General features: G+C 62.6%; 13 protein-coding genes. 3 read left to right on the top strand and 10 right to left on the bottom strand.

Annotated elements, in window-relative coordinates:
- Window positions 1–65: 65 nt before the first annotated feature.
- Window positions 66–1427, bottom strand: a complete 1362-nt coding sequence (locus HU729_RS00265) for a D-amino acid dehydrogenase (protein ID WP_346655278.1) — start codon at window positions 1425–1427, stop codon at window positions 66–68.
- On the opposite strand from HU729_RS00265, the gene HU729_RS00260 reads away from it, so the two are divergent.
- Entirely contained in the window at window positions 1426–2295 is an 870-nt protein-coding gene (locus HU729_RS00260; RefSeq protein ID WP_186707756.1) for a LysR family transcriptional regulator, read from the top strand. The genes HU729_RS00265 and HU729_RS00260 overlap by 2 nt on opposite strands.
- A 2-nt stretch (window positions 2296–2297) precedes the next feature.
- On the opposite strand, the gene HU729_RS00255 is transcribed toward HU729_RS00260, so the two are convergent.
- The 5 genes from HU729_RS00255 to HU729_RS00235 form a co-directional block, all read right to left on the bottom strand.
- Entirely contained in the window at window positions 2298–2753 is a 456-nt protein-coding gene (locus HU729_RS00255) for a GNAT family N-acetyltransferase (protein WP_186707754.1), read from the bottom strand.
- Between the two features lie 69 nt (window positions 2754–2822).
- Window positions 2823–4097: a PD-(D/E)XK nuclease family protein gene (locus tag HU729_RS00250; RefSeq protein WP_186707752.1), complete on the bottom strand. Its 1275-nt coding sequence runs from the start codon at window positions 4095–4097 to the stop codon at window positions 2823–2825.
- Between the two features lie 42 nt (window positions 4098–4139).
- Window positions 4140–4742: a hypothetical protein gene (locus HU729_RS00245; protein ID WP_186707750.1), complete on the bottom strand. Its 603-nt coding sequence runs from the start codon at window positions 4740–4742 to the stop codon at window positions 4140–4142.
- A gap of 540 nt (window positions 4743–5282) precedes the next feature.
- Window positions 5283–6260: a D-2-hydroxyacid dehydrogenase family protein gene (locus HU729_RS00240; protein WP_186707748.1), complete on the bottom strand. Its 978-nt coding sequence runs from the start codon at window positions 6258–6260 to the stop codon at window positions 5283–5285.
- A 71-nt stretch (window positions 6261–6331) separates the two neighbouring features.
- The gene (locus HU729_RS00235; protein ID WP_186664112.1) at window positions 6332–6739 is read right to left on the bottom strand and encodes an ACT domain-containing protein; all 408 of its coding nucleotides are present in this window, start codon (window positions 6737–6739) and stop codon (window positions 6332–6334) included.
- A gap of 181 nt (window positions 6740–6920) precedes the next feature.
- Between HU729_RS00235 and HU729_RS00230 the strand changes: the two genes are divergently transcribed.
- Window positions 6921–7376 carry a VOC family protein gene (locus HU729_RS00230; RefSeq protein WP_186707746.1) on the top strand — a complete coding sequence of 152 codons (456 nt, stop codon included), beginning with the start codon at window positions 6921–6923 and terminating at the stop codon, window positions 7374–7376.
- A 21-nt stretch (window positions 7377–7397) separates the two neighbouring features.
- On the opposite strand, the gene HU729_RS00225 is transcribed toward HU729_RS00230, so the two are convergent.
- Window positions 7398–8285: an NAD(P)/FAD-dependent oxidoreductase gene (locus tag HU729_RS00225; protein WP_186664116.1), complete on the bottom strand. Its 888-nt coding sequence runs from the start codon at window positions 8283–8285 to the stop codon at window positions 7398–7400.
- Between the two features lie 121 nt (window positions 8286–8406).
- On the opposite strand from HU729_RS00225, the gene HU729_RS00220 reads away from it, so the two are divergent.
- Complete coding sequence (locus tag HU729_RS00220; protein WP_186707744.1) at window positions 8407–8853, top strand: Rrf2 family transcriptional regulator; 447 nt, start codon at window positions 8407–8409, stop codon at window positions 8851–8853.
- A 30-nt stretch (window positions 8854–8883) separates the two neighbouring features.
- On the opposite strand, the gene HU729_RS00215 is transcribed toward HU729_RS00220, so the two are convergent.
- From HU729_RS00215 to dctA, 3 genes are all read right to left on the bottom strand, one after another.
- Complete coding sequence (locus HU729_RS00215) at window positions 8884–10137, bottom strand: OprD family porin (protein ID WP_186707743.1); 1254 nt, start codon at window positions 10135–10137, stop codon at window positions 8884–8886.
- A gap of 60 nt (window positions 10138–10197) precedes the next feature.
- Complete coding sequence (locus HU729_RS00210) at window positions 10198–11502, bottom strand: citrate:proton symporter (protein ID WP_186664122.1); 1305 nt, start codon at window positions 11500–11502, stop codon at window positions 10198–10200.
- Window positions 11503–11597: 95 nt separating this feature from the next.
- Window positions 11598–12914: a C4-dicarboxylate transporter DctA gene (dctA, locus tag HU729_RS00205; RefSeq protein ID WP_186707741.1), complete on the bottom strand. Its 1317-nt coding sequence runs from the start codon at window positions 12912–12914 to the stop codon at window positions 11598–11600.
- Window positions 12915–12969 lie beyond the last annotated feature (55 nt).

The raw sequence follows: 12969 nt of genomic DNA, 5'->3' as shown, positions 1-12969 counted from the left end.
TCCGCTAGCGAAACGCCGCGAGCTTAGCCTTGTGGGCATCGATGGACAAGGCTGGCCATCGATGCCTACCGGTGCGCTGCCAGTGTGAACGCCGTGGTGCTGTCGTCGGCGGTTGGCCGGGTGATCCGCTGGGCGATCATCTCACCGCTGGCGCAGGCCAGGGTGAAACCCAGTGCACCGTGGCCAACATTCAGCCACAGGTTCTCCTGCCCCGGGGCCTTGTCAATGATCGGTTTGCCCAGTGCAGTGGCCGGGCGCAGACCGGCCCAGGGTTGTGCCTGGTGCAGGCTCAGCATGGGAAAGACTTCTGCTGCCTGTGCTTTCAACAGGTCGATACGACGCTTTGGTGCTTCTGGCGAACAGACACCCATGTCCACCATGGCGGCGATGCGCAGTGTGTTGCCCAGCGGCGCGTACAATATCTTGCGGCTGGCGTCGGTGATGCTGAGGCGAGGCACCAGGGTGTCGCTGCTCGGTTGCACGCTCAGGCTGTAACCGCGCAACGGATAGAGTGGCAGGTCGATCCCCAGCGGTTTGACCAGGCCAACGCTGGCGATGCCCGAGGCAATGACGAAGGCATCAGCCTCGAGCCTCTCGTGACCGAGCCTTACCGCCACAAGCCGTTTGCCGACTTTGTCGAAGCCGCTTACCACCTGACCCAGCTCGAAGCGCACGTTCGTCATACCGTCCAGATGCCGTTTCAGGCCCTCGCAGAACAGCCTGCAGTCCCCAGTGGCCTCACCGGGGGTGTAGACGCCACCGGCAAGTCGCCCGGTCACGCCTGCCAGCGTGGGCTCCAGATCGCTGCATTCCATTGAGCTCAGGATGTGCTGCTGTGAACCGGCCCGTTGCTGAAGCTCCACAAGCCTGGTCGCGGCCTTCAGGGACTCAGGACTGCGGTGGATGACCAGTTTGCCGGTCTGGCGCAGATTGAAATCGATTGGCGCCTCTTGCAGCAATTGCTTCATCAATGCCTGGCTGCGATGGGACAACCTGAGCATCTCGACCACGGTGCGTTCGACCCGGCTTGCCCGGCAGGCTCGCAAGAATGCCAGGCACCAACGCCATTGCCGCAGGTCCAGACGTGGCTGCAGGGAAAGGGGCGCGTTGCGGGCGAGCAGCCACCTGGGCAGGTTCGCCAGCACCGACGGGTCCGCCAGCGGCGCCACATAGTCGTAGCTCAACTGCCCGCCGTTGGCGAAGCTGGTTTCCAGGGCAACGTCCTGATTGCGTTCGACCACTGTGACTTGAAGGCCTTCACGTGCCAGGTACCACGCACTTGACAGGCCAATGACCCCGGCTCCCACGACAACCACATGCATGTGTCTTCTCCCGTTGCGACGCTGTTGGCATGCAGTATCGGGATTTGCCTGTTGTCGCCGCCAAGGCCTATAACTGCAGCTTCCATAACCTTGGGCTATGACCATGCGCATCCGACACATCGAGTTGTTCCAGGCCATCCTGCGCACTGGCTCTCTGACACGTGCGGCGCAAGCACTGAACATCACTCAGCCGGCGGCGAGCAAACTGCTGGCGCACGCGGAGGCGGGCCTGGGTTTCATCCTGTTCGAACGGGTCAAGGGGCGCTTGCAGCTCACCCGTGAGGCCGAGATCCTGATACCGGCGATCGACAAGGTATTTCGTGACCTTGATGACGTGCGCCGACTGTCACGTAGCCTCAGGCACCAATCCAGAGGGGTGCTACGTATTGGCTGCATCCCGTCGCTTGGCCTGAAAGTGCTGCCCCGAACCCTGGCCTTGAGTCAGCGAGACAACCCCGGACTTTCACTGGATCTGATCACCGCCCACAGCGAGCAACTGGCCCAGGCGCTGTTGGCGCGGGAGATTTCAATCGCCTTCATGTTCAATGCTCAGGCGCGCCCCGGCCTGAAGACCCTTGCACTGCATGAAGTCGAGTTGGTATGCCACGATGGCAGCCATGACGAGAACCCTGTTGCCCTCGAATCCATCGATCCCGAGCGGATTGTCGGCTTGCCAGCCTCCGACCCGCTGGGCGAATTGATCCGGCCGTGGTTTACAGGAAGCGAAGGCCGTATTCAGGTGCAGACGTATTATGTGGCCTGCGCCCTGGCGCAAGCCGGAGCGGGGGTTGCCTTGATCGATGAATTCACTGCCGACGCCTTGCTCAGGCCAGGTCAGAGCGTGCGCAGGATTCGGCCTCGGTTGCCGGTGATGTTGACGGCTGTAGTGCATGAGGCTGCTGCGTTGTCGAAACTGGAGAAGGACTTCATCGATCTACTGCGCGGCGTGGCAGCGAACAGAGGCGTGGCCTGAGTTCAGGCGTTGTGCATCAGCAGCTTTTCGAAGTACACCCGGTTGAAGCCGTCCTCGCTACGCCGTGCGATCTCGACATAGCCGAGCCTGGGGTAGAGGCCGAGGTTCTCGGTCATTCGCTGGTTGGTATAGAGCTGCACTGCATTCAGCCCGAGCTGGCGTGCGTGGCTTTCGCACAGGGTGATCAGCGCCTTGCCGACACCCCGTCCGCTGGCACTGGGCAGCACGGCCACGTTTTCCAGCAGCATGTGGTTGTCGTGGGGGTAGAAAACGATGAAACCCTGCAGGCTGGCCTGCTCGTCCAGGGCCACGTGGACCCAGCCCGCCGCGATCTGGCTGGCGTAGTCGGCCTGCATGGGGGCGGGCTTGCGGCCCATCAAAGAGACGTAGCGGGCATAAGCCTGTTCGGCGCAGGCCTGGATGGCGGGTTGGTCGGCGGGGGTGGCGGGCCGAATCATCGTGCGCTCTCCTGGGGGCGGATGCGGGCTGAACCCGCGGGCGTGATCAGACGCCCGCAGGCTTGCAACCTAGTGAAGATCCTTGAGCAAGGCAACCAGGCTGCGCATGTGCTCGACAGCTTCGGTTGCTGCCTTGGCCGGCGGCAGGCTTTCGCTGCGACGGATAGTGAAATAGCCGTCGTCCTGTGACGTTTTGCGAATGCCGCGCCGTGCCCGTTCGGCGTTGGCGATTTCGATCAGTGGCTCACGGTACTGCGCGTGCACGGAGTTGAGGTAGATGTAGGAGTTGATACGGAAGTGGTCGCCTTCCTGGCGGATCAGGAGCGCCGCCGCAAACAGTGTGCCCAGATCCGGGTCAAGGAAGCGTTCGAACTCTTCCAGGCTGAAGTAGGTGATGACCCGACGAGGATCGGTGGTGAGGCCGTCGAAAGCTTCGTTCAGCGCTCTGTGGAACCGAGCGAACTTGCGTTCTTTCAGGCACCTGTCCCACACCTGCGGTCTACGCGCATAGAGCTGGAACAAGCGCACATTGGCCTTTGCATCATTGCCCGTCGGCCCGTTGACCAGTGCTGCCAGATCCTTGGCGCGCGAACTCGGCGCATTGGGGGTGAGGATCTTGTGCAGGGCGTCGAGTGCCTCCTGATGCTTGCTTGCCACCGTGGTGACCAGCTTGCCCAGGCCGTCGCCTTCGGCGATCTCCTCTTCTTCCTGGATGGCCTTGCGAAACTGCGCCAGGGTGGATTTCACGTGAGGCGCGGTCCACTGCAGTTGTTCGATCTGGGTGAGGAACTCGGTCAGCCAGGTGTACCCAACCGGAATCCACTGGTCGTGCTCCGGGTCGTTCTCGTGGCCGTCGAGGAAGATATGGATGCCGCGATAGTTCGGGTAGAGACTGGTCAGGGCTTCGTAGTAGGTCTTGGTCTGGTCTTCCCCCTCGTGATGACCAAACTTGTTTTCGATGGCGATGTAAATCTTGGCCGCGGGGTCCAGCGCGAGTACGTCGATATAGCGCTTCTGGTTACGCAGGCCCAGTTCGGCCTCGGTCATCACCATGAGCGAGGAGAAGGCCAGGGTCTGTACGTTCGAGGCGGCCAGGAAGCGGCGGTCATTGAGGCTCAGGTTTTCGATATGGCCGGATTGTCCTGCCCGGGTCAGCAGCGACTTGATCGCCTGGTCACCCAGCCCGTGCCCCTGGGTCGGATCGATCAGCCAGGCGAGGAAGCGGGATACGTTCACTTCCTTGGGGAAGCAGATCTGAAGAGCGTCGCTGTGGGTCGACAGCGCGAGCATCCGTTGCACATCCGGGTCGCCGTACAGGGCGTCCACCAGAGATTCCAAAGTCATACGAGTCCTGCAATGAAGGTGGGAGGTTGGGAGGGTTTACGATCAGCAGGCCTCGATCGGGCTGCGCTGTTGCTTGAGGAAGTCCAGGCAGTTCTTGCCTGCCTGCACGTCGATGTCACCGCGTTCGATATCAACGCACACGTGGTAGACGAACGGCTCATGTTTGGCGGCATAGCGGGCAGGGCGGGCGTCGGCATTGAACATCAGGATGCGATAGCGTGCGGGTGTCGACGCCTTGCGCAGTTTCTGCAGCGCAGTGGCTTTCTTGCCCTGGAAGAAGGATGGCGCCACATTGAAGGCCTCACCGATCAACGTCTCGGTCGGAGAACTGGCACGAATGTCATAGCCGTTCTTGTCCTCATTGCCAAATTCAACGGTGTATTCGGTGAACGGGAAAGTGGCTTCGCGCAGAAGGCCGGCGACGCCATTGAGAATGACCAGATCGGACATGATCCTGTTGGCCGCTTCGAACAGCGTGACGTCGGGGTAGGGGCCTGTACCGACCTTTACCCGCTTTATCGAAGTCAGCAACTGCACGCCGCTTTGGCCCTGTATCGAGGCGCCGATGCAAGCGAGGCTGTTTTCGAACTCCTGCTTGATCGCTTGGATGTTGGCGGCGTTGAGTGTTCTGACCGGTTGTTGCATCGGCGGGTCCTGTATCCGATTGTGGAGAGCTGAATCAGGCGATAGAGGCATTGTGCCGCTAATTCTGTGTGGCGTGCCATTTGGGCGGTTGCGCTGCCAGGACCTGCGGCTGCATCGATGATTGCGTGATACGTATCGCGGTACGTTATCTGGTCGTGGGAGCGCTGGTTTGCGGCTGCGACTTGTCCGCGAAGCAGACACCGCGGTGTACTTTTCGCGGGCGAGCCCGCTCCCACAAGGTGGCAGCTGTTCACGGGGTGGAAAGCCGGGTACACGGAAAACCCCGGTAGGTCCGAAGACCTCCCGCGCACAGCTGCCATAAAGGGCTGCCGCTTTCCATGTATCCGGGTTTCCACACCCGGTCGCTGAACACCAGCGACCGGGGAAGCCTATTGGCCAGGCTTCCCCAGGACAATCAGACGGGAGTCGACAGGTTGCGTAGGGTATTTCTCTGTGGTCATGGCTCTCTGTCGGACGTGGAGTAGTCCGCTGTAGGAATTAGCTCTTTATCGCGGCGCTTGCGGCAAGTCCAGGCTGTGCTCAGCGACCACGCCCCAGCGCATCCGGATTGGCCACATTCATCGGCGCACCCTCGAAAAACGCCCGCACATTGTCGAAAGCATCACCGAAGTACAGCTCGTAGCCCGCCTTCTCCACATACCCCAGGTGCGGCGTGCACAGCACGCGCGGGTGCTGGAGCAAGGGGTGGGCAGGGTCGAGCAGCGGTTCGCTCTCGTACACATCCAGTGCAGCGAAGCCCGGGCGTCCATTGTCCAGCGCCGCGAGCAGGGCACCCGGGGCGATCAGCTCGGCGCGGCTGACGTTCACCAGCAAGGCGTCGGGCTTCATGCGTGTCAGGTCATCGCCGGTCACGAGGTGGCGAGTGCTGTCGGACAGGCGCAGGTTGAGGCTGACAATGTCGGCGTCGGCAAAGAACGCCTCGCGCGAGGCTGCAGCCCGGTGGCCATCGGCCTGGGCAGCCGCGCGGCTGCCCTCGCTGCCCCAAACCAGCACCGGCATGTCGAAGGCCTGGGCGTAGCGCGCCAGGCGTTGGCCGATCTTGCCGTATCCCCAGATCCCCAAGGTCTGCCCCGCCAGGGCCTGGCCCAGGTTGACCTGCCAGCGCCCTTGCCTGAAGGCATCGATCGCCGGCACCAATTGACGGCGAGCGTTGAGGATCAGCGTCCATGCCAGCTCCGCCGGCGCCACCGGCGAGCCGCGGCCTTCGGTCACGACAACGCCACGTGCGGTGCAGGCTGCCAGGTCCAGATGGCTGGATACCTTGCCGGTCTGGCTGATCAGCTTGAGCTTGGGCAACCGATCGAGCAGCGCGGCGTCGATGCGCGTGCGCTCGCGGGTGAGCACCAGCGCGTCGGCATCGGCAAAGCGCTCGACGAGCTGGTCCTCGGTGGCCGGTTGCAGTTGATGGAGGACAGTGACCTGGTGGTTGCCCAGGCGGGCGAAGCAGTCGAGCGTGCGGATCACATTCTGGTAGTCGTCGGGGATGACAATGTGCATGTGCGGCGGTCCGAGCGGGTCTGGGGGAGGTCAGACGATAGCCGAATTCGCCAACGCTGCACGAGCCCTCTTCAGTGTGTATCGCCACCGCGCGACAGCGCCTGGAGAACTGCCATCGCCTGGGCGGCGTCGCTGCTGGCGACAAAGATATGGTCGTGATAATAGGCGGCGATCACGTTGCAACTGATGCCCGCTTCTCCAAGTGCGCTGGCGAAGGCCGCAGTGAGGCCTACGGCATCGAGCGCGGAGTGGATGGTCAGGGTGATCCAGGCCGCGACGAAGCTGTACTCCAGGCCCAGCGCATCGGCGCGTGAACGGTCGAGGATCGCGGTCAAGCCTTCCTGCTCGCGGAAGCTGCCTAGCACTTCGCTGCCCTGCAAAGCTGCGCTGTCGGCCACGGTGCAGAACACGTATTCGCCGGGGTTGAGTTTGGGGCTCATGCCGCGCAGCAGCGCGGTGAGGGATTTTTCGCCTGACATGGGGGAGCTCTGCGTCTGAAAAGTTCGCCAGTGTGCCTTGCCGGTACCGATCAGTAGAGCGAATGTTGCTGATGGCCGATTAGCCTGGCTTATGTAAACAACGATGGACGCGGGGTTGAGGCCCATGGAAGATTGATTCCCCTTTCCCGCCAGACTGTTCCCCCGCAAAGCGAGTGAAGCAATGGATCTGAAATTCAGTCATGTCGATGTACTGGTCAGCGACCTCGAGGGCGCGTGTGCGTATTACGCACGGGTACTCGGTGCGCGGATCTCGAAAACCCAGGTCTGGGAGCGCGGCGGTCTGCATGTGCGCTACGCCGTGGTGCTGATGGGGGCGGAGCGTTTCATGCTTGTCCAGCCGCTGGCAGGCAATCTCAAGACGCTGCTCGAGACCCAGGGGGAGGGCACCATCTACCGCCATTGCTACTCGACCCCGGACATCGAGGTGGTGTACGACCAGCTGATGGCGCAAGGTGTTCAGCCCGAGGACGAAAATGGCAACCCGCTGGCCCGGAATGACCTGCAAGCGCCGGGAGGCGGGCGGATCATCTGGTTGCCCAAGCAGTTCGGGCACTTTTCGATCGAGATCCTCGAGGCCGAGGGGCTGGAGCGCTTTATCGAAGAGGTGTTTGCCTGACCCGGCATCGACCTCGATCGGTCAACGGAAGATCAGCGACTGATGCGCTGCACCGCCAGTGCGGGCACCATCACCCACCGCAATTGCCACGTTCCCTGCGGCCACTGCCGCATCGCCGCAGGCGAACACACCTGACACGTTGGTTTCGCGCAAGGCATCGACCTTGATGAAGTCGCCGGTCGGCCCAGCCTCCAGGGCACAACCCAACTGCTGCGCCAGCGGGCTGGCGATACGCGTGCGTGGCTGGGTGAACAGGCCCGCCAGGGCTATCACCCGGCCGCTGGCCAAGGTCACCTCGGCGTGCTCGCCGCCCACCGATATCACCGCTTCGCGCTCGACCACCACACCGCGCTTGTCGAGCATCGCCTGCTGCTCGGCATCGGGCTCGAAGATCTGATTGAGGAACAAGGTGGTCGGCCCCCAGTCGGGGACCAGCAATGCGTGGTGCATGGCCAAGGGTGAGGCGGCCAGAACGCCGATCGCCGCACCTCCCATTTCATACCCATGACAGTACGGGCAATGCACCACGCTGCGGCCCCAGCGCTCCTGCAGACCGGGGACATCCGGCAGTTCATCGACCACACCGGTGGCCAGTATCAACCGTGCGCCGGTGAAGGTCTGGCCATCGGCGCAGGTGACCGCGAAGCCTTGGTCAGCCTTGCTGGCCTCGACGGCTGCCTGTGCAAGCCACTCGACACTCGGGTAGGCAAGCAACTGCTCGCGTGCCTGACGAGCGATAAGGGCGGGGTCGGTGCCATCTTGAGCGAGGAAGCCGTGGGCGTTGCGGGCGAAGCGGTTGCGCCGCTGCCCGGCATCGATCACCAGCACCTTGCGCCGTGCCCGCGCCAGTTGCAGGCCGGCCGAGATACCGGCGTAGCTGCCGCCAACGATGATCACATCGAATTGCATGGGAGGTTCTCCGGGAAAGTCTCGACACAACGTAAGTTACGTAAATGGGCGCGTCAAGTGTCTCGTAACCTTTGTTGTGTCGGGCGATACTGCGCGCACCTTCCTCGACGATTGCCCTCCCATGAGAAACGACACCCGCCTGTCCCGCATGCTCCACGTGCTGATTCACATGGCGCGGCACGAACAGCCTGCAACGTCCGAAACCCTTGCGCAGATGCTTGGCACCAACCCGGTGGTGGTGCGGCGCACCATGGGGCTTTTGAAAAAGCAGGGCTATGTGCAGTCCGAAAAGGGCCACCGCGGCGGTTGGACATTGGCCCGCCCGCTGGAACAGATCACCCTGCTGGACATCCATCAAGCACTGGGGGCTTCGACGTTGTTCGCCATTGGCCTTGCGACCGATCACCCGCAATGCCTGGTCGAGCAGGCAGTGAACGCCGCGCTGACCGACGCCTTCAATGCAGCCCAGGCGCTGCTGCTCGAGCGCCTGGGGAGCGTGACCCTGGCGCAGTTGGCAGAAGATTTCGAACGACGTTACCAGGGCTGTGTGCCCTCGGCCGAGGCGTGATTTGCCGGTATCGATCGATACCGGCATCGGTCACCAAAGCACGATATCGTAGGTCAGGTAGAGCCGATTGCTATCGCGGCCACGGGCGAAATCCGAGCGGTACACGTAGTTGCGCAGCTTGGCGCCCAAGCCCTTGAGCGGTCCGGATTGCACAACGTAGGCCAGTTCCGCGTCGCGTTCCCATTCGCGCAACCCGTCTTCGCCTGAGCGGTGGTTGTCGCCACTGAGGTAGCGGGTCATGAAGGTCAGTCCGGGAACCCCTGCGGCAGCGAAGTTGTAGGCATAGCTGGCCATCCAGGTCTTTTCGTCTTCCTCGATGAATTTTCCGATACCGACGTTGCTGAACGAATACACGGTCGCGCCGCTGATGTAGGGCAGGCCGGCGTCGCCGCGCAGCACCTGGTAGCCGGTGCCGAAGGCATGGCCGCTGTGGCTGTAGGTCAGTTGCCCGCTGAGCATGTGGTTGTCGATGCGTCCGGCCTGGGCCGCGCCGTCGTCGCGGCTCCTGAAATAGCGCAGGTCGCTGGCAAGCGTGCCCCCGCCCAGCGGCAGGTCATGTTGAATGCCGGCGAAGTCCTGGCGGTAGAAGTCGCTCAACTCGCCGTGGAAGTAACTCAGGCGCAATTGCTTGCTGACGGCGTAGTCGGCGCCGCCGTAGCTGAAATCGCCAGATTCGCGACCGCTGTAGCCGTCCAGAAACAGCCCGGTGCTGTTCGATGAGTCGCGTAGCTTGAAGCGATCCAGATGTCCGAATGTGAGGGTGAGGTTGTCGAGGTCGTTGCTGACCAGTTGGCTGCCCTGGTAGGTCTGCGGCAGCAGGCGGGCGTCGTTGTAGACCAGCACGGGGGTCTTGGGCAGCAGTGTTCCGTGCTTGACGACTGTCTTGCCCAGGCGTGCCTTGGCAGTGACGCCGGCGCTGGCGAATTCTTCGGCGGCGTGGCCGTCGTCGTGCACCGGCAGCAGGCCTGTGCCACTGCGTCCACGACCAGAGTCCAGGCGTACGCCAAGCAGGCCCGACGCATCGATGCCAAGCCCCAGGACACCCGGGGTATAGCCGGATTGATAATCGAGCAGAAAGCCTTGGGCCCATTCCACTCGTTCGCTCTTGGCGTTGGCGGCAGCACGGCTGCTCATGCCGTGTTCGTCACGGAAATTCTCGTTGAAATAGACGTTGCGCAGTTGCAGCTTCAGTGTGCTGTCATCGATGAAACCGGCAGCGCCAGCAACTGGCATGCAGCCGCAGAGCAGGGCACAGCCGGCCCCTCGCAGAACGATTCGAGACATGATCGGTACTCTAATGTGGGTCGCACAGAGGGCGGGCGCCAGTTGGCGCCGCGCAGTGGTTCAGACGAAGAAGGACAGGGCGCCGGTGAGCAGCGCCAACGCGGTGATCACCAGCGAGGTCAGCACCGCCCATTTCACCGTGGCCTTCTGGAAGTCACCGATGTCGCGGTCGACCATGCCCACAAGCAGCAGGGTCGAGGCCACCAGCGGGCTCATCAGGTGCACCGGTTGGCCGAGCACCGAAGCCCGGGCAATCTCCACAGGATCGATGCCGTAGGCTGCCGCAGCGTTGGCCAGGATCGGCACCACGCCGAAGTAGTAGGCATCGTTGGAGAGCACGAAGGTCAGCGGCATGCTGGTCAGCGCCACCACCAGCGGGAACCAGTGGCTCCAGGCCTCTGGGATCCAGTCCACCAGCGTCTGGGCCAGCGCATCGACCATCTTGGTGCCGGAGAAGATGCCGGCGAAGATGCCCGCTGCGAACACCAGCAGCACCACGGTCATGGCGTTGCCGGAATGGGCGAGGATGCGTTCTTTCTGCACCTCGAGCTGCGGGTAGTTGATCATCAGTGCCGCGACGAAGCCGATCATGAACAGGATCGCAGCGTGCATCAGGCCCATGACCAGGGCACTCATCACGATGATCACCAGCACCAGGTTGACGTAGGCCAGGCGTGGGCGTTTGTGCGGGTTATCGCCGAGGATCTCCTTGATGTAGCAGTTGCCGCCCCCGGACTCCAGCGCCACGTTGCCGATGCGTCGGCGTTCGGCACGACCGAGCAGGAACGCGGTGAACACCACCCATGCGGCACCTCCGATCACCGTCGGCAGCATCGGGATGAAGTACTCGGTCGCATCCAGGCCTAGCGCGGCGATAGCGCGGGTCGCCGGGCCACCCCAAGGGCTCATGCCGCTCATGATGCTCAGCGACAGCATGGAAATCGTGGCCAGAATCATCGGGTTCATGCCGATGCGCTTGTACAGCGGCAGCATCGCCGCACAGGTGATCATGTAGGTGGTGGTACCGTCGCCGTCGAGGGCCACCAGCAGTGACAGCAGCGCGGTGCCGATGGCGATCTTGATCGGGTCGCCATTGACCCGCTTGAGGATCTTGCGAATCAGCGGGTCGAACAGGCCGGCATCGATCATCAGGCCGAAGAACAGGATGGCGAACAGCAGCAGGGCGGCTGAAGGCGCAACCATCTTCAGGCCGTCGAGCATCATTTTGCCCAGGTCCGGGGCGAAGCCGCCGATGAGGGCAAAGACGATCGGCACCACAGTGAGCGCGACGATCGGGGACAGGCGTTTGCTCATGATCAGGTAGGTGAAGGTCACCACCATGACCAGGCCTAGGAGTGCAAGCATGGGTCGTTTCTCTTGTTTTTATTGTCGTCATGGTCGCCTGGCGCGCAGGCGTCCGCCAGCCCCCGCCCGAGGCGGGGGATCAAGTGAGGTGAATGTCAGTGAGTACGATGGGGTGGGGTTGCAGCCTGGGTAGGCTGCCAGGCCTGCTCGGCCGGGGTGTCGGCTTTGCCGTTGGCCAGGGTGCGCATGAGCGTTTCACGGTCGCAGGCGTTCTCCGACAACGAAATGACCACGGTGGCTACCGCATTGCTCGCCAGACTGGTGAGGGCCCGCGCCTCGGACATGAAGCGGTCGATACCGATCAGCAATGCAAGGCCGGCCAGCGGGATGTCGTGGATGACCGTAAGGGTCGAAGCCAAGGCGACGAAGCCGCTGCCGGTCACACCTGCAGCCCCTTTGGACGACAGCAGCATGATCGCCAGCATGGTCAGGATCTGGCCGAGGCTCAGGTCGATGTTGCAGGCCTGGGCGATGAACACCGCGGCCAGCGACAGGTAGATCGCGGTGCCGTCGAGGTTGAACGAGTAGCCGGTCGGTAGCACCAGGCCCACCACGCCTTTCTTGCAGCCAAGAGCCTGGAGCTTTTCCAGCATGCGTGGCAGCACCGGCTCTGTGGACGATGTCCCCAACACCACCAGGAACTCTTCGCGCAGGTAGCGCAGCAGCTTCCACAGGCTGAAGCCATGTGCCCGGCAGATGCCGCCCAGCACCACTATCACGAAGAAGGCGCAGGCAATGTACAAGGTGCCGATCAGCTTGGCCAAGGCGCCGAGTGAGGTGATCCCGTACTGGCCCACGGTGAAGGCCAGCGCGCCAAAGGCACCGATCGGGGCGAAGCGCATCAGGTAACCGAAGATGCGGAACACCATCTGCGAGGCTGACTCCAGCACCTCCAGCACCGGCCTTGCGGATTCGCCCATGGCTGAGAGGGCAAAACCGCAGAGCACGGCGATGAACAGCACCGGCAGCACTTCGCCTTTGTCGAAGGCACCGATGAAGGTCTCGGGGATGATATGCATGAAGAAGTCCACCACGCCCAGTTTGGCGGCGGAGGTGGTGTATTGGCTCAGGCCCGCAGTGCTGAGGGTCGCTGGGTCGATGTTCATGCCCACGCCTGGACGGAACAGGTACACCGCGACCAGGCCGATGATCAGGCTGACCACGGTCAACACCAGGAACAGCAACAAGGTCTTGCTCATCAGCCGACCCAGCGAACGGCGGTCGGTCATGCCGGCGATGCCGGTGACGATGGTGCAGAACACCACGGGTGCGATCATCATCTTGATCAGCTTGATGAAGGCATCGCCCAGCGGCTTGAGCGCAACGGCCTGTTGCCCCCAGAAGTGTCCGACCACTACGCCTAGCAGGACGGCGCAGAGGATCTGGAAGTACAGCGATTTCATGACTTTCATAAGGCATCACCCATTATTGAAGTTGTGCGGATGCGCTGGATGGAGCTAAATCGGG

Source organism: Pseudomonas sp. RW10S2, assembly GCF_014268985.1.
GTDB classification, from domain to species: Bacteria; Pseudomonadota; Gammaproteobacteria; order Pseudomonadales; family Pseudomonadaceae; genus Aquipseudomonas; species Aquipseudomonas wayambapalatensis.
The sequence above is the reverse complement of the archived record's forward strand: the minus strand, read 5'-3'. Positions and strand labels throughout refer to the sequence as shown.